Origin of the sequence: Paenibacillus sp. MAHUQ-63 (genome assembly GCF_028765165.1) — a bacterium.
GTDB lineage: Bacteria > Bacillota > Bacilli > Paenibacillales > NBRC-103111 > Paenibacillus_E.
This window is the reverse complement of the sequence record NZ_JARADB010000009.1, coordinates 108,986-131,501: the sequence shown is the minus strand read 5'-3', so window position 1 is coordinate 131,501 and position 22,516 is coordinate 108,986. Positions and strand designations below refer to the sequence as shown.

General features: G+C 55.1%; 12 protein-coding genes and 1 other annotated feature. Of the genes, 4 read left to right on the top strand and 8 right to left on the bottom strand.

Features of this window, described 5'->3' with window-relative positions:
• Positions 1-7 precede the first annotated feature (7 nt).
• Complete coding sequence (locus PUT07_RS31715) at positions 8-1,357, bottom strand: ABC transporter substrate-binding protein (RefSeq protein ID WP_274472788.1); 1,350 nt, start codon at positions 1,355-1,357, stop codon at positions 8-10.
• Between the two features lie 203 nt (positions 1,358-1,560).
• The gene (locus PUT07_RS31710; protein ID WP_274472787.1) at positions 1,561-2,667 is read right to left on the bottom strand and encodes a glycoside hydrolase family 172 protein; all 1,107 of its coding nucleotides are present in this window, start codon (positions 2,665-2,667) and stop codon (positions 1,561-1,563) included.
• Positions 2,668-2,784: 117 nt separating this feature from the next.
• Here PUT07_RS31710 and PUT07_RS31705 point away from each other — a divergent pair, with 117 nt between their 5' ends.
• A complete protein-coding gene (locus PUT07_RS31705; RefSeq protein WP_274472786.1) occupies positions 2,785-3,657 on the top strand; it encodes an AraC family transcriptional regulator in 873 nt (290 codons plus the stop codon).
• Between the two features lie 69 nt (positions 3,658-3,726).
• On the opposite strand, the gene ileS is transcribed toward PUT07_RS31705, so the two are convergent.
• On the bottom strand, positions 3,727-6,810 hold the full coding sequence (gene ileS, locus PUT07_RS31700; RefSeq protein ID WP_274472785.1) for an isoleucine--tRNA ligase: 3,084 nt from the start codon (positions 6,808-6,810) through the stop codon (positions 3,727-3,729).
• A gap of 53 nt (positions 6,811-6,863) precedes the next feature.
• Positions 6,864-7,116, bottom strand: a binding site (T-box leader).
• A gap of 167 nt (positions 7,117-7,283) precedes the next feature.
• Between ileS and PUT07_RS31695 the strand changes: the two genes are divergently transcribed.
• Complete coding sequence (locus PUT07_RS31695) at positions 7,284-7,841, top strand: DJ-1/PfpI family protein (protein WP_274472784.1); 558 nt, start codon at positions 7,284-7,286, stop codon at positions 7,839-7,841.
• A gap of 68 nt (positions 7,842-7,909) precedes the next feature.
• Here the strand turns inward: PUT07_RS31695 and PUT07_RS31690 are convergent, their stop codons facing one another.
• From PUT07_RS31690 to PUT07_RS31680, 3 genes are all read right to left on the bottom strand, one after another.
• Complete coding sequence (locus PUT07_RS31690) at positions 7,910-8,218, bottom strand: hypothetical protein (protein ID WP_274472783.1); 309 nt, start codon at positions 8,216-8,218, stop codon at positions 7,910-7,912.
• Between the two features lie 82 nt (positions 8,219-8,300).
• Positions 8,301-9,389, bottom strand: a complete 1,089-nt coding sequence (locus PUT07_RS31685; protein ID WP_274472782.1) for an AbrB family transcriptional regulator — start codon at positions 9,387-9,389, stop codon at positions 8,301-8,303.
• Entirely contained in the window at positions 9,386-10,093 is a 708-nt protein-coding gene (locus PUT07_RS31680) for an MBL fold metallo-hydrolase (protein WP_274472781.1), read from the bottom strand. Before PUT07_RS31680 ends, PUT07_RS31685 begins: the two co-directional genes overlap by 4 nt.
• Before the next feature lie 257 nt (positions 10,094-10,350).
• Here PUT07_RS31680 and PUT07_RS31675 point away from each other — a divergent pair, with 257 nt between their 5' ends.
• Both PUT07_RS31675 and PUT07_RS31670 read left to right on the top strand, forming a co-directional pair.
• Entirely contained in the window at positions 10,351-11,235 is an 885-nt protein-coding gene (locus tag PUT07_RS31675; RefSeq protein WP_274472780.1) for a TetR/AcrR family transcriptional regulator, read from the top strand.
• A gap of 1,108 nt (positions 11,236-12,343) precedes the next feature.
• Positions 12,344-13,330 (top strand): GNAT family N-acetyltransferase, encoded by a 987-nt coding sequence (locus tag PUT07_RS31670; RefSeq protein WP_274472779.1) that lies wholly within the window; start codon positions 12,344-12,346, stop codon positions 13,328-13,330.
• A gap of 56 nt (positions 13,331-13,386) precedes the next feature.
• On the opposite strand, the gene PUT07_RS31665 is transcribed toward PUT07_RS31670, so the two are convergent.
• Together PUT07_RS31665 and PUT07_RS31660 are read right to left on the bottom strand one after the other, a co-directional pair.
• Positions 13,387-21,861, bottom strand: coding sequence for an S-layer homology domain-containing protein (locus PUT07_RS31665; protein WP_274472778.1), 8,475 nt, complete (start codon positions 21,859-21,861; stop codon positions 13,387-13,389).
• A complete protein-coding gene (locus PUT07_RS31660) occupies positions 21,858-22,322 on the bottom strand; it encodes a VOC family protein (protein WP_274472777.1) in 465 nt (154 codons plus the stop codon). The genes PUT07_RS31665 and PUT07_RS31660 overlap by 4 nt, the downstream gene beginning before the upstream one ends.
• Positions 22,323-22,516: the final 194 nt, after the last annotated feature.

Here is a 22,516-nt window from a genome sequence, read left to right as displayed (position 1 = left end):
TATTGCCTTACTTTTTCTGCTGTGCTTTCACATCGGCATAAGCCTTGTCGATCGCCGCAACCGCTTCGGCTACGGAAGCGTCGATATTCCGTTTGCCGATGGTAACGTCCTCGAACATTTTGTTCACGGCATCCGCCATTTGCGGGAAAATCGGTGTTATCGGCCGCGGCCTGCCATATTTCTGATTCTGGATGACGAAAATGTTTTTCGGATATTGGCTCAATTCCGGGAAATCCTTCGCCGCCGAGTAGCGGGATGGAATATCTTTGGTCATGCCGGCATACGTTGTCTGCCCTTCATGACCGGTGACCCAATTGACGAATTTCCACGCTTCGTCCGGATATTGGCTTTTGGCCGATATGCCCAGCGCCCAGCTTCCGTTCGCTACCGCTTGCGCCGTGCCTTTCGGCAGCGGAGCGATATCATAGTCTTCGCCGAGCTTGAAGTTCGGGAATTTCTCTTTGAGATTCGCGAGCGACCAGGAGCCGTCGATCGTGATGCCCAGCTTGCCGTTCGGGAACGGGTCCGGCGGATACTCCAGCGCGGACACTTTGTCCTTGTTGTACAAATCCGAGAAGAACTGGATGGCTTTCTTCGTTAGCGGCGAATCCAGATAGCCTTTGGCCGTCGTGCCGTCGGGACTCATGATTTCCCCGCCAAGCTGCCAAATGATCGGATATTTGAAGTACGCCGTTCCCCCGGCGTTGCCGAAGCCTTGTGCCGGATCGATGCCGAAGACGCCGCCGGCCGGGTCATTGATTTTTTTTGCGGCATCAAGCACTTGATCCCATGTCCATGGTTCGTCCGGATTTCTGGAAGGCAGCGGGATGCCTTTCGCTTGGAACATTTTCTTATTGTAGAACATGGCGATGGACGATTCCGTCAGCGGGGCCATGTAGATTTCATTCTGGTACGTATAAGTGGCCAGCGTTGATTTGGGGATATCCTCCATATGGCCGTCCGCCTTGAAATACGCCGTCAACGGCTTGAGTGCGCCTGCATTCGCATAAGATCCTACAGTCGGAGCGTCCAGCGCCATGATGTCCGGCGGACTGCCTGAAGCAATGGAAACTCTGAGTTTGGTGTCATAATCCGAGTATGGGATAGGTGTCATTTCTACGGAAATGTTCGGGTACTTCTCCATAAAGGATGCCACGAGCTTATCATAGGCGGCGTTCTCCGTATCATTTCCGGAGTTTCTCCAGAACGTCAGCTTGATTTTGTCTTCTTTCTTAACGGCAGGCGCCGATGAAGAAGAAGATGCGGCTGTGTTCCCGCTGCCATCCTGTGCGGAACACCCGGCGAGCAGCCCGCCGATGACGATAGCGCTTACGACTGTTTGACTCAGCTTTTTCAAAATAATATGCCCCTTTCAATCTCTATTGTTGTTCTTGTCATCATCATAGCAAAGGGGCTATCCAATTAAATTCAATTTGCTCTGCTTTGAACTTGCAAAATGCTCATGCTTATTGTACACGAATATCGCCCTTGTCCCAAGTTGGCAGCGGCCGGTCTCGGATCACAACCAGCCTGCCGATCCCGTACGGCAACCGCCTCTTTTTACCGGGGCCATCTCATCTTCACCGGAAGCAGCACGGGGAAATCGGCGTGAGGCTCCGCCTGGTACCAATAAGCCACTGACGAAACGTCGTCGGAACGTTCGAACAGCTGCCCATGGTCATGGCCGATCTGCTGGATGGTCACCTTCAGATCGCGCTCGAACCGGATCGGATCAGGCAGATGCCAGCGATACATGCCGTGCATCGGCACTTGATGGCCGTACCAAGGGTCAATCCGGGTCGTATCCTTGTAGTAGGTATAACCCAAGTATGGCGTCGAGTAGCTCTCCGGCTCCTTCGTCTCCAAATTGCTGAAGCACCAAGCGCCGCCTACATAATCCTCCGTTCCCGTCCCGCAGATGGTCGGCCACTCGTCATCGCCGTCCATATAAAACTTGATCTCCCCCTCGCCCCACCAATTGCGCTCCAGCGCGGCCCAGGCCAGGTATGTACCGACATATTGTCCCGCACCCTGAACGTTGTCCAGAATCGTGTAGTCCTTGCCGGGCTCCGTCTGACGTTCTCTGCGCCATTGGGCGTGGAAGTAGGCCGCATTGTCCGGCAGCTCGTCAACAAGCGTATAGTTGAATGTATAGAAAAATCCGCCGATATCGTGGGCATGCTGATTCTCAACTGTAATTTTGGCGGAGGTCCGAAACGGCATCGGGAAGTAACAATTCATCCCGCCCGTCGGGTTGACGGCAATCGGTAACGAATTAACAAGGCTGCGTCTGGCGAACCCGTTGCAAAAGAAGTCCCCGAGCGGAACCTCGACGGAAGGCGTCTCCTCTTCGTCCCAATACATTCGAAGAACGAGATCCCGCAGGACATAGCGCGAATCATGCCCTTTCCCGCCCGTTTCATTCGTAACCGTAATCCACATATGCTGAATAATGCCTGTCCCTTGTATATGAGCAAGCGTTGCCGTCTCGCCTTGTTTCAGATCGATGCAAGGACGCCCTTTTCTGGCTGCGCCCAAGTTGCTTGCGGCTTGACCGCCCTGCCCTTTCGCCCCCGTCGGATTCTCCGCCGTAATCGAACGCGTACGTCCATTAGTTACGAGAGGAGCCGTTCCCAGACCATTGCCTAAGCCGTGCTGTTGCAGCATATCCATCACCTCATGTATCATTTATTGTGGTTCATGTATCTAATTATATTAGGTTTCCCTTGTATTTCTTTAGCATAGATTGCCGACTTGCTTACCACATATTGCTGAGGTGATGTCATGGATGTGGTTAACGTTTCACCTTATATCCGCGTTGCATTCGACAGTGTGGTCGAAACGCCATGGACGATCGAAGAGCGCGTCATCTGGGATTATGAGATGCTTTTTCTCATGGAAGGGCACTTATTGGTGACGGTGGAGGGGGAAACGTACGAAGGGCGGCCCGGGGACGTTTTCTTTTTCAAACCGAATCAAAGGCACTCGATTCAATCGACAGGTCCGCAAGCCGTTCGGCAGCCTCACGTCCATTTCGATCTACACGTTCTTCCGAATTGCGAGGAAATAACAGTGTCCTTCAAGGCCTTCGACCAGATGAGCGATAAGGAAAAAGGCTGGTTCCGGATCAACCAGCTGTCGGAGCACCCCTATTTCATCCCGAACCATTTCCGGCCCCGGGATCCCGCCTACTTGGAGAGAGTGCTGTTCGAGCTGATCCGTGAATACGAAACGAAGCCGCCCTACTACGAGCTGCGTCTCAAAAGCAATATGCTGGATATCTTGGCCTTCCTGCTGAGGGAGCAATACTATAGCAGTCTGACGGGAAAGGACGGACAGGTCGAATTTCTATCCGAAATCCGCAGCTATATCGACCGGAACGTCAATCAACCTGTCACGCTGGACGAGTTGACCGAGCAGTTCCACGTCAGCAAATTTTATCTCATCCATTTGTTCAAGAAGATGTTTCGCATGACGCCGATCCAATATCATCAGCACATTCGTATGGAAAGAGCCAAAAATATGATCCAATTCTCAACCATGCCCTTAAGCCAAATAGCCGAGCATCTCGGATTCTTGAATATTCATACGTTCAGCCGTGCATTTAAAACGGCCACAGGCCGCAGTCCGTCTTATTTCCGCACAAGGACCCCGTAACACGACAGAAACCGCTTCGTTCTTATGAACGAGGCGGTTTCCCGTTGCCGTTACTTCGTACCCTTAAGTTTATTCGATCCGCAACCGGAACTTGTGATCGCCGAACGACACTTCCTCCATATCATCCTTCCCATCCGCATACCGGACATCAGCCAGCAAGACGTTATCATGCAAAACATGATCAAACCGCTCAAGCGCCGCTTTCAGCGGTGCATCCACTTGAAGCGTCAGGATGACTCGCTGTTCGATCGGTAAATCGAGCTTTTTACGGTAATCCTGAATACCGCGGATCACTTCGCGCACGAGACCTTCCTGCTCCAGCGCCTCCGTGATCTCCGTATTCAGAGCAACGTTGATGCGATAACCGGAAGCGAAGGCAATCCCTTCCTTGCCCTGCTTCTCTACAAGCAGCTCATCGAGGGTCAGACGAATAGCTTCCCCGTCATTCGCAATTTCTGCATAGCCTCGCTCAACGGCCTGTTGGGCTTCGGCGGCGGACAGCTCCTTCAACCTCGATTGGAGGGTTCCGACAAGCTTGCCGTATTTCTTGCCGGCTGCTTTCAGGTTCAGCTTCAACCGGTAGTCGATAAAGGAGCTGTCGCTTGATTCCACCCGAATCCGCTTCACATTCATTTCGTCCTGGATGATGGCTTCGAACCGCGGCAGGTTGAACTCACGGTCCAGTGCGACGATTAGCTCGGACAGCGGTTGACGGGTCTTGATTCCCGTCTCGTTCCGGATGTTTCTTGCCAGCTCCACGATTTGGCGCGCTGTGGCCATATCGCTCTCCAACGTTTCGTCGATTGCCGATTCCTTCACGACCGGATAGTCGGACAGATGAACGCTGCCCTCCCCGCCAAGATTACCGAATAGGTCTTCCGCAATAAGCGGCATATACGGCGCGATCATTCGGGCTAATGTCAATAGCACCTCGCGCAGCGTTTGGTACGCGCAGACTTTATCTTCCGTCATCTCGCTGCCCCAGAACCGGTCGCGGGAACGACGGATGTACCAGTTGCTCAGCTCGTCGACGAAAGCCTCGATGTGCTTGGCGGGATTGAGGAAGTCGTAATCCTCCAACCCTTTGACGACATGCTGCAGCAGAGTATTCAATCTGGACAGCACCCAGCGGTCTAATTCATTGGAGGACGACCGCGGCGGATGATCCTCAGGCCGGTATTGATCGATCAACGCATAGAGCGAATAGAAGGCATGAGCGTTGTGGATCGTATCGACCACCTTGGACTTCGCTTCCGCAACGATTTGTTTCGAGAACCGTTTGCTGTTCCACGGCGCGCTGTCGGACAGCAAAGCCCAGCGAAACGCATCCGCTCCGTACTCGTCGATGATTTCCCAAGGATCGATCACGTTTCCTTTGCTTTTGGACATCTTCAAGCCGTTCTCATCCAGGACGTGACCTGTCGAAATGACCGCTTGATAAGGCAGCTTGCCGTTATACAAGGTCGATACCGCCATCAAGCTGTAGAACCAGCCGCGCGTCTGATCGATTCCTTCGCAGATCATATCGGCCGGATACTGCTCCTCGAACACCTGCTCATCGCCGAACGGATGATGGTACTGAGCGAAAGGCATTGAACCGCTGTCGAACCAGACGTCGATGACTTCCGGTGTTCTCTCCATCGTTCCGCCGCAGGAGCAGCGCAGCTTCACCTCATCTACATACGGTTTATGCAGCTCCAGATTGTCGTCGATTCCTCCCACGGATCTCTCGCGCAGATCCTTCAAGCTGCCGGGTGCGTATTCGGTCCCGCATGCCTGGCATAGCCATAAATTCAGCGGGGTCCCCCAGTATCGGTTCCGGCTAATATTCCAATCTACCAGGTCTTCGAGAAACTTGCCGAAGCGCCCTTCGCGAATATGCGCCGGGTACCAGTTCACTCGGTTGTTGTTCGCAATCAGCTGATCTTTCACGGCCGTCGTTTGGATGAACCAGCTCTCCATCGCATAATAGAGAAGCGGCGACTTGCACCGCCAACAGAACGGATAGCTATGCTCATACTTTTCTTTGGCGAACAGCAGATCGCGCTCCGCCAGACTTTTGACAATGTCAACGTCGCAATCCTTGACGAAGCGTCCTGCATAATCGGCAACCTGCTCGATGTAGCGTCCTGCCTGATTCACTGCGTTGACGAAATCCAACCCATGCTGGCGGGCTGTCCGGTAATCGTCTTCACCGTGCGCAGGTGCGATGTGGACGATTCCTGTACCGCTCGTATCGCTCACGTAATCCGCATCGACGACGACATGCCCATGATTCACCGGGAAGTAGTCGAAAGGGGGCGTATATGCGGTACCTACGAATTCAGAACCTTTGTGCGTGGATACAATTTCATAGTTGTCTTTCAGCACTTTGTCCGCTAAGTTCTTGGCGACCACATAGATTTCGCCGTTCTTTTTGGCTTTAACGTAATCCGTATCTTTGTTGACCGCCAGCGCTACATTGGCCGGAAGCGTCCAAGGCGTCGTCGTCCAAGCCAGGAAGATGTCCTGCCCCGTTCTGCTCCGGAACTTCACCGTCGCGCTCAAATCCTTGACATCCTCATAGCCTTGCGCGACCTCATGCGAGCTAAGCGTCGTTTGGCAATCGGGACAATAGGGACTGACGCGGTGTCCTTTGTACAGGAGCCTTTTCTTATGAATTTCGGCCAAAATGTGCCAGACGCTCTCGATATAATCATTCGTTAACGTCACATAGGGATGGTCCATATCCGTCCAATAAGCGATGGCTTCCGTAAGCTCGCGCCATTGCTTTTCATATTCGAATACGCTGTCCTTGCACTTCTGCACGAATTCGGCGATTCCATACTTCTCGATCTCTTGTTTGCCCGAGATGCCCAGCTGCTTCTCCACGCCAAGCTCGACGGGCAGCCCGTGCGTATCCCATCCGGCTTTCCGGACGACCCGGTAGCCGGCCATCGTTTTATAGCGGCCGATGAAATCTTTGATGACGCGTCCGAGCACGTGTCCGATATGCGGCTTGCCATTCGCCGTAGGAGGTCCCTCATAGAAGACAAAATTCGGCTTGCCGGCCCGATGGTTGATGGACGCTTGGAACGTCCCGTTGTGCTGCCATTGCTCTAGAATACGAAGCTCCCGATTTCTCGCTTTTTCTTTGACATCGACTTTTCTCATGGTCACTCATCCTCTCTTGTACAATACCAATGAACGCCAAAAAATCCCGTCCCCTAAGGGACGAGATTTCATTCTCGCGATACCACCCTTGTTCCGAACCATCGAATACTCGATCTTCGGCACCTCATCTGCGCACCATCATACGCGTCCTTTGTAACGGCAGGATCCCGGGGCAGCTTACCTGGACACTTCAGCTTTCCTTCTCGGAGAGGATTTTCGGCTAAATCTTGAACGTTGGCTTTCAGCGCAGGGCCAACTCTCTGGGGATCAACGGTTTAGCGTACTCGATCTCGTCAATGAATTTAATCAGAACATTCAGTTAGTTTATTTCTACACCTTCCCGCTTGAAAAGTCAAATGATTTTACAAAGAACCGAATTTCGACAAATCGTCTCAAATTCCACCCGTTTACAACGAATCGAGGTTTCTTCATAATAATTTATGGGTTCCCATCTATTTCCAAGGAGTGATACGATGTCCAAAAAAATCTTAATTCTCACCGGCGATGCGGCCGAAGTGCTCGAGGTTTACTACCCTTATTTCCGCGTATTGGAGGAAGGGTACGAAGCTGTTATTGCATCCCCGACGAAGAAAGTGCTTCGTACAGTCGTCCATGATTTTATCGAAGACTGGGAAACCTACACGGAGAAGCCGGCGCATCTGCTGCCTTCGCACGTTGCTTTCGCCGATGTAGACCCGAGTCAATATGACGGCCTCATCATTCCGGGAGGCAGAGCCCCCGAATACATTCGCTCGAACGAGCATCTCCCGGGCATTATTCGCCACTTCCTGGAAGCTGACAAGCCGGTCGGCGCCATCTGCCATGCCGCGCTGGTGTTCTCTGCGCTCAAGGACAATCAATATTTCGAAGGCCGCACGATGACGGCGTATTCCGCCTGCCGGTTGGACGTCGAGCAGTTAGGCGCCAAGTATACGACGGAGACGCTGCACGTGGACGGCCGATTGGTCAGCGGACATGCCTGGCCGGACTTACCGGGGTTCATGCGCGAGTTTCTGAAGCTGCTTGCCTAACAATATACATAGAGAGGTCCGAAGCCGTTCCGCTTGGGACCTCTCTTCGTTATTCGCGGGACGACCGGTTACCCTTCTACGACATCCGCTTCCAGCTCGCTTGCGACCTCCAGCATCTTCGGAATAACCGCTTCGTTCGCCCCCGAAACGTAAATATCCCCATCATAGTGACGGAACGGGATCTGTACCTCGCCATAGCTCCACATGAAAAAATCGCCCTGAATGGACATCGTAGTCGTGCCTGTCACCGTAAACACGGATGAGTATGTAAAATCAGGCTTGGACGCAAAGTAACTTTTGCACTCTTCCAAGGAGATGGCTTGGTCAGACCGGCCTTGCTCCTGTAACGTTCTCGTAATTCGAAAGCGTCTGCTCATGGCAACTCCTCCATGTTATCTATTTATACCGCTCATCATCCCATCATAATAAAAAGCAGCTGCCTGCGGCAACTGCTTCCTTCTAAACCTCACCGTGCACTTCGTCCCTTCCAGGCCCCTTAGCCGGCATCCAACGTTTGAAAGCCAGCTTCAACAGAGGAGGAACCGCGAAGAAAATGAACCATGTCCGAAACAGCTGATAACAGGAGACGACGGCAATATTCGCGTCGATTTCCTTGGCCATGATTCCCATCTGATCCATGCCCCCCGGCGCCATAGCCAGAAAAGCCGTAGCTGCGGAGACTCCGTGCAGCCGGGTGAGCAGCGCGCTTAAGCCCAGCGCCCCCAAGATCAGCACAGCGCCGCTCAGGATCGCCAGGCAGACGACCCGCACCTTGCGCGTCAAGGTTTCCGGGCGAAGCAGGCCGACGTATGTGCCGATCAGCAGCTGAGCAACGTCCAGGCAAGCGGACGGCAGCGCGGGTCCGTGCACCCCTGACAGATGAAGCGCGGCCGTCGCAAACATGGGGCCGAGCAGATAAGCCGAGGGAAAGCGGATTTTATTCCCGTAATAGCCAGCGATCACGCAAACCGCGGCAAACAATAGAATGCCGGGGAACAGATCTCCCCACTGCGGGACGGCTTCCGCGGCTTCCGTGACCGCCGAGTGGGTACTGCCAAACAGCGGACTGAAGACGAGCAGCGGAACGCAGAAAATGATCATCATCAACCGGGACACCTGTAGAAATGTCACGACCGTCAAATCGATCCCCCGGGTGTCCTCCGCAATAATAATCATCTGCGACAAGCCGCCGGGAATACTTCCCATCAATACCGTCGGAAACGGCAGCCCCGATAACTTGGAAACACCGTATGCGATCAAGGCGCTGAGCAGCAGAAGCAGCACCGTAAGCAAAATCATATTCGGCAGCTGCTGCCCCATTTCTTTCAACGTCTGTACCGTGAACGACAAGCCGATGGAGTAGCCGATGATGATGAGCGCCGTATTCCGCAGGTAACCGGGCCACAGCGGCTTTATCTTCTTCTGCAGCCGCGTTCCCAGGAAAGCGAACACCATCGGCCCCAGCAGCCACGGCAGCGGCGAATGAATCAGCGTAAACAGCGCTCCGCCCGCCAATGCGATAACGAGCGTGATCAGGAATCTCTTCACGGCTGATCGGCCAGCACGGCAATGCGCTCGTTCGCGCTGCCTTGATAGAACCCGCCGTGATAGCAAATGACGGCCGCGATGTCGTAGGCCGCGAGCTTCTTGAGCGACAACAGCGCTTGCTCCATATCGGGTGTTACGGCCGGTCTAGGCCCTTGCAATTCGCCATTCTCAACAATCATGGCATCGCCGGCAATCAGCGTCTTGCTCGGTAAATGGTACAAGCAGACATGGCCTGGCGTATGGCCCGGCGTATGAATGACTGTGAGGCCTCCGGCAATCGGCAGCGTTTCTCCGTCAGCGATGGTTCGCTCTACATTGGGGCGCGACGGATGCAGAAACGTTTGCTCGAATTGAACCCGAACCGCTTCCGGGAGCTGCTCCAGCAGACCCGCCAGCCTCTCCGGCGTCACCTTGATCATGGGCTGCGTACCGTTAATCGCGCCTTTGTCATCCTCATGGGCATAGACGGTCGGCATCTCGTCTTCCTCCGCTAGAAAAGCCGGCAGACCCCCGACATGGTCAATATCCTGGTGGGTCAAAATAATATGGCGCAGCGGTAGCTTCCCGATCCCGGCAGCGCCCGCCAGCTCCCGAATCGCCGGAGCGGAGCCCGGCATGCCCGTATCGGCCAGTGCCCAACCGTTCTCGTCGTATACGATGGTCGGATGAATCTTCATTGTCGGACTTACCTGCAATTCCAGCATTTCTATACCTTCAGCTATGCGCATTCGATTGCCGCTGCCTCGCCTGCATGAAGGACGCAGCGGCCACCTCCTTTATAATGGGATGATGAGATGAATGATGATGCCAGTGATGATGGATGCTCCAAATGTGGTCCAGCCGCGATGTTGCCGCGGCGCGAGAACTTATGAGTTCATTATAGAACTGACTGGTTTTCGCGTCAACGCGGAACATTGACGGCCACTTGCTCTCATGTCAAGATAGGGGTGGAGGGATCACGATGGTCGATTCGAAAAAAAACAAAATCCTAGACACAGCCATCGAGCTGTTCCGGACAAAAGGCTACAGCGCCGCATCCATGCAGGATATCGCCGAAGCCTGCGGCATGGCTAAAGCCAGCATCTATAAATATTTTGCCACCAAAGAAGAATTATTCACCGCTGCGTTCGTCGCCTGCCATCAAACCTTATTGGATCAAGCTGCTGCGCTCGACCGTGCAGGAACGGAGCTGGGCCTGTCTTCGAAAGAGAAGCTGCGGCGGAAGATTGAATTCCAATTGCAATATACCGTCAAAAATCATTTGTTCATGCTCGATTTCCGGGAGCTTCCCATCACGTCGAACGAATACTTCATCGCCGCCTGGAAACGCAAAAAATCCGCGCTGCACACGTGGCGCCGCGAGCTGCTGATCGAAGCTTACGGGCCGCAGATCGAGCCTTTTATTTGGGATATCGTCGCGATTTTCCGCGGCATTCATATTGAGTACTTGTCCTATGTCCAGCAGAAAGTCATCGCGCTACCGATGTCGGAGCTGGCTGCCTTCATCGTCGACCGGCTCGATGCGCTCATCGAGGATCTCATTCGCACGTCGCCTGCTCCCGTCATTGACGGAAGCAGCGCGTACATCAACTATTTGAATCCGAGCGATGCCCCGGCCCGGCAGACGACCGTCGCGCAGCTGATGGAGCTCATGCGCTCCAAGATCGGCGAGCTGTCGAAGCCGGACGATCAGCGCGCTGAGCTGCTGAAGGTCGCGGCGATGCTCGGAACGGAATGCGGGCGCGAGGTGCCCGATCCGACGCTGATCCGCGTGCTGGCCGCTTATTTGGACTTCATTCCGGAGCTTCGTCCGTACATTCGGCAGCTGCATTATTTGTTGGCGTAGCTGCCTTGCGGGGGCAGCTCGCGCTAGCCGGCAGCTGTGCCGGCGAGATCCCGCGGTCCGGCTAACGGACACAGCGGACCTTATTCGGCCGTTCGGGCCGAATCGAAAAATCTAACGGACACCAGTACCGCTATTTGCCAATCCGAGGCGTATTTTCGCCTCGATGCCGGCAAATAAGGACCGTGGTGTCCGTTAGATCCGGAACGAGGCCGTTTTCGCGGCATTAACGGCACTGGTGTCCGTTAGCCTAAGCACGGCGATGGCCTCCACATTGCTGACGCAGCGGCATTGCATATCCATCGGTGAAAAGGAAATACAGTTCGCTATTTCATCAAGGACCACCCATTCTGCGGATGAAGAGGAAATACGATTCGTTATTACGTGGTTTTTTGCAGAATTTGAAGGAACAACCGCGAAATAAGGTCTTACACTTCCGCTCCCCAAATGCTCCCTCTTGAGGCTAAATAACGAATCGTATTTCCGTTAACTTGCTGGTGAGGGAGGTGGTGCGCCCGAAATGCTGCAGCTGTACCACCGTGCCGCTGCTGCCTGTTGGATAGCGTAAGGGAATTGCTTGTGCGTTCTGTTGCTGCACTGCGCTGCGTTGAACTGCGCGAGCGGCGCAAAACTGCACCACATTAAGCTGCGCTGCACAAGCTGTACAAGTAGCCGCGCTGCAATAACTGGAAACACTCCAGTTATTCCAGTGTCCAGGCAGCCCACGGGACGGAATAAAAGGAATTTCTCCATCTAAAATTAGCGATTGACGAGCCTTATTGCGATTTCTCGTGAAATTAGCAGGAGAATTTCCAGTTATCGCCTCGGTTGAAGGGGGAAATGGATGAAATAACTGGAGAAATTCCAGTTACGCTTTATGTAGCGCCCGCCGCGCACTCCCCGAGCGCTCCCCTCGTGCCCCCCCGCTCATCTCCTCCGCACAGCTTCACTCCCGCCAAAACCTGCTCCTTTCGCCGGCCATGAGCTTCTTGCCTCCTTTTCCCGCATCCCGAATATTTCCCTATATCCAGACTTTACCAATACAACTCCGTCCATCCGTGTCATAATGGCTGCATATGGCCTACTATTGATACAAATGGAGGTAAACTACATGTCCAAATTTAGGATTCGACCGCTGCGGCATCCTGATGACTTCGCAGCGGTCGCTCCGCTGTTGAATACGATCTGGTCCGAGCCGACGACCGCTGAACGGCTGCAGCTCGACGAGGAGAACATTCCGCCCGGCAAGCTTCATTACAACGAAGAGGGCGAACTGATGGGCTGGGACCGTCCCAAATGGGTGGCCGAAGACGAGCGCGGACAAGTCGTCGCTTACGCGATCGCCTGGCGGGCTCCTTGGACGGAGCCGGGCACACTCAGCCACACCGTTGTCGTACACCCGGAACGACGCGGACAAGGAATCGGAAGCGCGCTGTACGACACGCTCCTGCAATGGGCCTTGGAAGTCAAGGCCTCCCGCCTCATCGACTATATGCGGGAATCGGATGAGCGTTCGCTCGATTTCGCACGCCGCCGGGGTTACGTCCAAGAACGCCATACGTTCGAGTCCGTTCTAGACTTGGCGGTATTCGATGGCGAAACGCTGTTCGACGCTATTCAACAAGCCGAGCAGAGCGGAATTCGGCTCATCACTTTGGCTGATGAACCTGGAGAAGCGAGCGAAAGAAAGCTGCACGAGCTCTACCAAGTTACGCATCCGGATATCCCGGGGTACTCGGGCAGCTTCCCCTGGTTCGAAGAATGGAAGAAATGGACGATCGGGCAGGCGGGTGTACGGCCGGAATGGATTCATATCGCCAAGGATGGCGACAAATACGTAGGCGTCGTTACGCTCCAGCAGAACGAGCAAACGCGGGCGATGTACCATGAGTACACCGGCGTGCTGCCGGAATACCGCGGAAGGCGGATCGCCCTCGCGCTCAAAATGCTCGGCGTGCGAACGGCCCGCTCCTGCGGCGTCCCTTATTTGCGCACGCATAACGATTCCATGAACGGACCGATGCTGCGAATCAACCGCGACTTGATCGGCTTCCGTGCCGAGCCCGGCAACTACAAAATGGTGCGCGAATTGAACTAAGCGCCTCCCGCAAACGAAGAAGCCCCGGCAACGAACTGCCGGGGCTTCCATCTATTTTACCACTTATACTGCGCACAAGCCTTCGTTTTCAAAGCTGCCTCGAAGCTGGTGCCCGTCTTCTTGAACAAGTTTTTGGCATTTTTCACATCCGTGCCGAAATGGTCCAACTCCAAATTCATCGACGATTCCGACGGGCTCATGAAGTCATAACCGAACGGTCCCAGCTCTCCCTTGGCCAGCAGCGAAAATTGCGGGCAATCGCCGTTCCATTTGCTCGTCAGCTTCACGCCGTCCGAGAAGGACGCCGGCCCCCATGAAGCCTTCACTGTCGCTTCAACGGCCAATTCCGTGCTCGATAGATCTTCCACCGGGCTGATTTCGAAGCCGCCGCCCACACCGACGCCAACCTCGGCGCAAGCCGACACGCCTTCGTCCGTTATGCACACCTTGCCGCCTCCGCCCAAGCCTTCATAAGCGCTCGCGCCGACGCAGAACAAGCCGCACGGATCCCGATACGAGATCGGGTTGTTATTCACATAGGCGTACAGATTGGACTGCTCGCCGTCCAGCAGGATCGGATCCTTAGCCGTCCAGCGGCCGGTATGCGGATCATAATCGCGGAAGCCGAAGCGCACCAGCTTCGTGCCCTCATCCGCCAAACCGCCGGCATAGCCGAGCGCCAATGTAAACGACGGATTGCTGTCCGCAAGCAGATTGCCGAAGGAATCATACTGCAGCTTCTTCACGACGGTACGGTCGCTTTGAAGCACAAGCTGCGGAGTCCCTACGCCATCCGTAATAACATAATAACGGACACTTCCTTTTTCCAAAGCCAGCAGCTTCCCTTGCTCGTCATAGAAATAGCTCGTAACGGATTGATCGGGGTCCACAACAGCCGTCACCATGTGCGGCGAGTTCGGATTACCGTACAAGTACTGCGTCTTCTGCCCGGATACTTCGCGGGACACCCGCCGTCCAATGGCGTCATAACCATATTTGTACGTGATGCCGCCGACGTTAGCCTCCAACAGCTCGCCTCTGGATGCATAGGTGAAGGTATCGCTGCCTTTGTTGGTCAGGTAGCCATCTTTATCGAATACATAAGGTACCGAACCCGAAGATTTCAGCAAATTATAGTCGCCGAACTCTGCACTCTCGGCCGATGACCCCGTAACGTCCCGGTAAATCCGGTTGCGGCTGTCATCGTAATCATAGCTCTCCGTGAACGGACCGTCCGGACCTGTCTTCGTAACGCTCGTCAGTTGCCCGTCGTCTCCATATCCATAGGAGTAAACTTCCTGCCCGGCCGATGTCGTTACGGTTTTATCCGTCAAATAGCCGCGCTTATCGAAAATGTGATCCACTTTGTAGACTTCCGTTCCGCCCAAAGTGTAAGTTAATCCTTTGACACGGCCGTTACCATCATACTCTTTGCCTACGTTCATTGCGCCGTCCGTGATAGAGCCTACCCGCTTGCCCGGCGCAGTGCGATTAAAGGTAAACGGCCCGAAACGGATCATATTCAAATCTTTATCATAGCCCAGCAAAGTCTCTTTGTTCGTCACATTGCCGGCCGTCATTTTAAAGCCTGTAAGATTGGAATACCCGTCATACGTATAGGTGAATTTACCGTTCGCCAGACCGGACAGCGTTAGCTCAGTCACAGACGATCCGTCGTATTTGTACCCCATGGATTGTTTGTAGGCCGGATCGGCCGAAATTGTGTTCTCGAGCTTGCTGACAAGGTCCGTATTTCCTTGATACGTAAACGCTCGGGAAATTTCGTCGTCGTTCAAGCTGTTCACACGCCCTGTTGCATCGTATCCGTAGGCAACTTCCCGGCCGCTAGGCAGCACCGCTTTATCGAACTTGCCGGATGCATTGTACAGGACCGTCAACGCTTCGGTTGCGCTATCCGGCGCAAAGGAGCTGAACTGATCCAAACCGTTGAAGGTTTGACGGTAAACGTCCAGACCCGCCGTCGTCACCTCGGTGAGATTGCCGGCGCCGTCGTAGCCTTTGCCAACGGTTTTGCCGCTTGGCAGCTGGATCGCAATGACCCGGTCCGCCTCGTCGTACGTATACCGCTTGGTCTGCCCCGCCGCGTCCGTCGTCTGCTCCAGCCGGTTCTTCGCATCGTACGTCTGCACGACGAACTGCTCTCCCTGCTCCGCACGCTGCAGCCTTCCCTTCGTATCGTATAGGAATAGGGTCGGCGCCAGCTTCGGATCGGAATCTTGGATTTTGACCACTCGGTCGTAGCTGTCCAGATAAGTGTGCGTTACGTAGCCTTCCGCGCTTGTTTCCGTGAACTTCTTCTCAGCAACTGTATAAAGAATCGATGAGCTCGATGTCGTCGTACGTCCTGCATTCGTCTCGGTCATCGAGTACGTCATGGTCAACGACTTCAAGCTTGACGGATCGCTTCTGTTCTCCAGCTGCGCAACGCGCTTCTCTCCGAGCGTCCATTTCCGGCCGGACGGCGAAGTCACCGTCATACTGGAAATGACCGGTGAATCGTCTCCCCAACGCGGGTCAGGCGATTTCGTCTGGATAACTTTGGTTCCGTCCGGGTAATCCGTCGTTTCCGTTCCATCGTCTTTCACCACGTAGACGGTCTTCGCACCGGAGGGATCGGTGGTCGCCCGCTTCAACTGGCCTAATTCCCGCGTTACTTCATACGTCGTGATCCGGTTGCCCGGTTTCGTGTAAATCACCTTATATCCGTTAACCGCACTTTCGCGTGCCAATGTTGATACGCCTTCCAGCGGATTTTCCGCGCTGGTCAGATAACCTTGGGCATCGTATCCGTACTTGCGCACATGCCGGTTCGGATCGGCAAACTCTTTCAATAGTCCCTTGCTGTCATATGTCATGACGAACGACTCTCCCGCAGGATTCGCGATTTGCGTCAATTGTCCGTGCTCCACGGTTAGCGCCGTCCGCTGGCCGCCTGGCGCCACAATGGCCGTAGGCACCCCGCTGCTGTCCCGCTCTACGCGAACTTCATTGTTATTGCGGTCGTAGAGCTTGATTAAGCGGCCTTCCCCATCGTACTCGAAACGAGTGATCGTGCCGCCGGTGAGCGCGTTTTTCGTTTCTACATGCCGACCCGAGTTCGGATCGAATAAATATCGCTCCGTGGCGCTGCCGTTTACGAAATCCGGCTTCGCCTCAGGCATCAACCGGTACAGGTAGAAGAAATCGCCGGCCGCTTTGCTGCTTTGCACTTGAATAATCAATTCATCCTGAGGTCCCGTGGACATCAATCGGATCGGCACGGTCCCTGAGTAGGCGCCGCCTTCATCTTTCACCTGCTGTTTGACGCTGGCAATGAAATCCGCCGCTACCTCTTGGAAAATTTGGTCCGTTGTGATCCGGTACAACTTGCGGTCGTCCGACGGACTCGGTACAAGTACGTAGATGTTCCCCGCCCGGTCGATTTCCATCCGCGGCCCTTCGATGTTGAAGACCGCCTCGGTTGCCGGGATGCCTTCATAGAATTGAACGAGACTAGGCGTGATATCTCCCGCATACAGAGAAATCGTGCCGTCCTCCGTCATTTTGCGGATTCGCGCATAGGTGCAGTTGCTTCCCGAGCAACCTGCTACATCCAGCAAATATAAGGAGCCGTCAGGGCCAAGCTCGATATCGTCCACGATGCCGACGTTTCTTTTCGTTACCGGACCGTTGTCTACGCCGAAATTGTCCTTACTCCTATATCCGCGTTCGCCGAGAGCAGTCAGTATGCCATCTGCGCCAATCCGGTATAACCGGCTGGAATCGGTAAAGTAAATGCTGCCGTCTGCAGCGATTTCAATATTTCTCGGATCGTACAGCTTCACTTGCGTCGCCGGAACGCCATCGCCAGGATCTTCATACTCGGCGCCAAGGAGGCCGCTACCTGCAATTGGCACCCACTCCGGGTCCGCTACGGCTTTCTTCCAAATCCGGTAAGTCCCCCAGCTGGTTCCATACAAGGTGCCTTCAGCATCCACCGCCAGCGCGTTCATCGACAGCTGACCCTTCATCCCGGCCACCTCAACAGCTGTGCCGTCTCCTTGCAGGCGGAATACATCCGTTTGTACGTTATCCGGATAGGGCAGCGGGAGTGTCTTATACGTATTAAGATATAAGTCCCCATCGGGTCCAACAGCCATCATTGTCGGAATCGTCGTTTTATTGCCGGCCGCAATCCCTGTGCCCGGAGCAGAAGGGCTCTCACGGAACACGATTTCTTGAGCGTTGCGCACGGATTTTGGCCGCTGCTCGATGAAGCCGCTGCCTTTGCCAAGCGTGCCGGTCAACTTATCGTAGCTGTGATGCGGGCTAAGGCTCCAGCCGGCTATGCCCATGTCTTGGTACGGATCGATCGGGCTTTCGATAGTGCCGTTCCATGTGCGCGAGGTCGCAATCGTCGTCGCCGCTCTTCCCCCTCCGATGACGTTTCTGGATCCTTTGGTCACGCCTGCCGCTTGGCCGAAGCTGCTTGCAAACGAGCCCGATGAAGAATAATACACAGGCATGTAATGATACTGCACCGTAACTTGATATTCATGAATACCGATTAATTGCCGGCCATAGGCGTCTTTGCCATCCCAAACGTAACGGTAAGGCTTGCTTCCTTGCGATAATGGGATACTTGCCGTGATTCGGCGTCCTGCAATCTGAATGTCCACCGTAACGGCCACAACGGACGGCGGCAGCGGACCGTCGAGAACAGGGATTTCCAGCGCTGCTTTGCCTTGGTAGCCCTCGGCTCTGCGGCTGTAGTAATTTAACGTCATATTCGTCCCTGTCACCGGAATGACTTCCCCGAGCGTCATCTCCTGGCAGCCGATCACCGATCCCGAACTCTTGCATGGATCTTTGACATTAGGATCGTTGGAATTCGGTTTCCGGTTCGGCGGATTCGCCGCGTCCCCCGGCAGACCGTAAGGCCAGTTGAAGTCCCATGGGGTAAAATGCTCAATCGGCACGCGCCACAAGGTTTTGCCGGGTTCATACATGCCGCCGAGCTTCAACAGCTCCGCTTCCGTGAACCCGAGCGCCGCAAGCTTCGCAGCGTCGTCTTCCAAGGTGTCTGCATCCGAGTCTATGACGGCTCTACCGCCATCAACTCGCAATATTTGAATGATTTTGCCGTTCTTGGAAGGCACCCATTCTCCTGCTTTACGGTCATAATAACCGGAAGGAACGGTCTCCCCAACAGGGAACTCCAAGAAGTTATCCACATAGGTATAGATCGGTTGGCTGAAGCGAACCTCGGACGCCCCTGCAGCCACCGCTTCATCCGCCGAAAGCTCCACGGCGTACGTATAGCCTACGAATGCCGGAAGATCGCCTGGCATCGCCTGCTTGCCTTTATCTCCTACGGTATATTCCGTCGCTCGGACATTCATGCTTGGAAGCGGTACGGTCGAGCCGTCGGCAAGCTTCATATATGCCGTGGTCCCCTGCGGAATGAGCAGCGTCGCCTGTCTCGTACCGTCGGCGTCCGTGACCGGACTGCCTTGAACGACCTGGAAATCCGTGGAGCTTCCGGACAGTTCAACGGTTGTTACTTTCGTATCGAACGCTTTGAGCACGACATCAGGCAGCGTCACATAGCTCTCCCAGGATGCATGCACTTTGCGCCCAATAGCCATGTAGCCTTGCTTTTCATAATGAACAGTGACATTCGAACCGCCATTGACGGCCAAATCGAACATGCCGTCGGCACGCGTCAAGGTGTGTCCAAACTCCTCGTGGCCGACAATGGAAACCGTTATCCCAGCGAGAGGCTTCCCTTCTTCATCCAGCGCCAAGCCCCGCAGCACCGAGAGCCGTTCCGGCTCCATCGCTCCCGGCGTAACGCCGGTCTGAATCGGATTGCTTCCGCTGTAGATGAAAGCATTATTGTCGGCGAATTTCGCTGTGCCGTCAGCCGGAATCTCGGTCGCCACTTCGCCCGGATCGGGCGGAAGCTCCAACGGGAGCGTGACGGTTGCAGAAACGGCAGCCGACCGGTCGGATTCATTGCCAGCCAGATCCTTGGCCGCAACGGCGAAGAGATAGGATGTACCCGGAGTCAGTCCGCTTACCTCATATGCAGGTACGGTTCCCCCGGTCGGAATTGCTGTCCATGAGGCTCCGCCGTCCCCCGAATAATAGACGATATAACCGGCCAGATCGAGATCCGTTACGCTGCGCCACTGCAGGCTGACTTTGCCTGCAGCCGCTGTGGCGGCCAATTCCGCCGGCACCTCAGGCGCCGTATGATCGGGCTCGGCAAGCGGTACCGCCTGAACGGAGGAGGATTTCGGCGATTCATTGCCGCTCAAGTCCAGCGCTGTAACGGCAAACGTATACGTTACGCCGTAGGTTAACTGCGTCACCGAATACGTCGTTCCGGTGACTGTGACGGAAGGCGCGCCCCATGTGAGGCCATAATCCGTCGATGTATGAATGCGGTATCCGGCCAAATCCGGCTCGCTGCCTGCCAGCCATGACAGATCCACACGGCCGACGCCTGACACGGCATGCAGACCGCCGGGAGCCGCCGGCGGCGTAACATCGATACCTGGAAGCGGTACGGAAGTGACGGGAGACGATTTGGCGGATTCATTCCCGCTGCCGTCCACCGCCGACACCGCGAACGTATACGGTACGCCGGCCGTAAGGTTCAGCGCGCTGTAAGTCGTTCCCGTAACGGTCGCAGGCGGAGACGACCACGTTGCGCCGAAATCATGCGAGGTATACACATAGTATCCGGCCAAATCGCTGCTGCTGACCGCCTGCCAGCTAAGACCGACGGTCTGCATCCCGGCTGCTGCCGTCAATCCGCTAGGGACGTCCGGCGGCGTCGAGTCAACAGCAGCGAGCGGCACGGCATTCGCGACGTTCGACTTCGCCGATTCGTTGCCTGCCGCATCCACCGCTGTGACGGCGAACGTGTACAGCGTACCGGGAACCAGTCCTTCCGCCGTATACTGAATCACTTTCCCTAACGGCTGGGCAGGCCCCCAAAGCAAGCCCCCATTCGTTGACGTGTATAATCGATAACCGGCTAAGTCGGCATCCGGCACCTGCTGCCAATGCAGCTCAACTGCTGCGGTTTTGGCGCTTGCCGTAAGCGTACCTGGTACGGCCGGCGGCGTCCGGTCAGGCGTGCCACCACCATTACCGTTGCCATTACCATTGCCGTTGCCATTGCCGCCTCCGCCGCCATGACCGCCACTTCCACCTCCGCCTCCATGACCTGGAGGCTTGTTGATATCCGCGAGCTCAACGGATCCCAGATCGGTGACTTGCCCCGCCTTCGCTCCCTTCAACTCCTGCTTCCATTCCTGAATGCGGCATTGGCATCCGTCAGGTTCGGACGACTTGCCGTCCAAATAACGAAGCACAGGCGGAACCTGCCCGCTATAGAGGGTCGATGCAGATCGGTCCTCCAGCACCATCCCCCGGTAATTGCGGTCAGGCAGCACATAAACTGTAAATGCGCCTTGAGCATCGGTAACCGTAAAGAAGGTAGGATTCGTAGCGAAAGCGAGCAGAACGCCTGCCGCCCCTTTTCCGTCTTCGCCCTTCAGCACTCCCTTGAATGCTGCGGCCTCCACAGCTTTCAACTCAGCGGTCTGCACGCCCTTGCGGAAATGTACCGCCTCATGAGCGGCAAGACCGTCAGCACCTGCCGTTATTTCATATTGACCGTAAGGCAGCTGCAAGGAAAGCTGGCCCTCGGCATTCGTCATCCCCCACAAGCGGACGGAACGGTCGCCTTTGTCGTGCACCGTAACATGCGCACCGGCTAATGGTTCGCCCTGCAGCCCCTGCACGTTGACGGTCAACGCCTGCTCCTGCTTATCTTTCCAATACACCCATATCCGGTGCAAAATCACGGCAATCTCCGCGCGCGTCAGCGGTCTGTCTCCCTGAAAGGTGCCATCGGGATAACCGCCGATCATCCCGGCCTTAGACATCGCTGCGACAGCTTCCGCCGCCCAAGCCGGGATGACTGACGCATCCTTGAAAGACTCGGCCCCCTGCGCATCCAGCTTCAGCAGCCGGTTCATAATAACCGCTGCCTCGGCACGGGTTACCGGCGCGTTCGGCCGGAACTGGCCGTCGGCCGAACTCTGCACCCAGCCCAGCCGGGCAGCCTTCTGCACATCCGCCGCAAACCATTCGTCCTGAACATCCCGGAAGGTTACATTCAGGGACTGTTCATCCGTTTCCGGCTGCAAGGCGTCGTTCAGGCGAGCCGTTAACGCGATCAGCTCCGCTCTCGTTACCAATCGGTCCGGTCTAAAGCTCCCGTCCTCATACCCGGCAATAAGCCCTGCTGCGAGCAGCTCCTCAATTTCCTTCTTCGCCCAATCGGGCCATATCTCTTTCGTCACACTGTCCCCGGAGATAACGGAGCCTTGTCCCCCATTCCCCGCTGCCGACGCTTCGGTCAGCCATAGCGACGGAAATGACGAGGTCATGATCATGCTTAAAATAAGTACCGCCGCCATAATCCTATGGCAATTCCATGTCCTGCTCATACCTGCCCACCTTTCGGCTTTCTAGCCAAATTATGTTGAACCCACTGCACGTTCTCGGCGTCGCCATGCAATCTCCAATCCTTAGCGCCTTGGCCGTCCTGCAGCTCCTGGGGCCATAACACGGTTACCCGGTTACCCTCGGGATCCGGGAAGTGAAAGGAGATCCCTTCGTCCTGTATATACAATCCCCTTGCAGGGACCCCGCCGGCTTTCACTTTCTCCCACAGCCGCTTCATCTCGGTAAGAGATCCGGTATGGAACACCATCCGCACGGCGATGGGATCGCTGACAATGCTTAGATGGCTGTAATGGGGAGCCTGCCCCATCGTCAGCAGAGACACTTCCTGATCGGCATCCGGATCCTGCAGCTGCATATCGAACGTCGACTGATAGAATGCCGCCAGTCTGCGTCTGTCGCGGGCATATAAGCCCGCACTGCCCAGCCTCAAGCAATTACTCATTGCACACACAACCTTTCGAACTTGCTATTACATCAAAAATATCACTATTCACGGGAAGGCATAATTATCCCACTAGCTGCAAATGGGGTATCCATATGGATACCTCCGCAAATTTTGTATCTATACCGCGTGTATCCGTCCATGTAGAATGGGAAATAAAGGATACCCAGTCTGATAGAGCAGGTGATGGATAC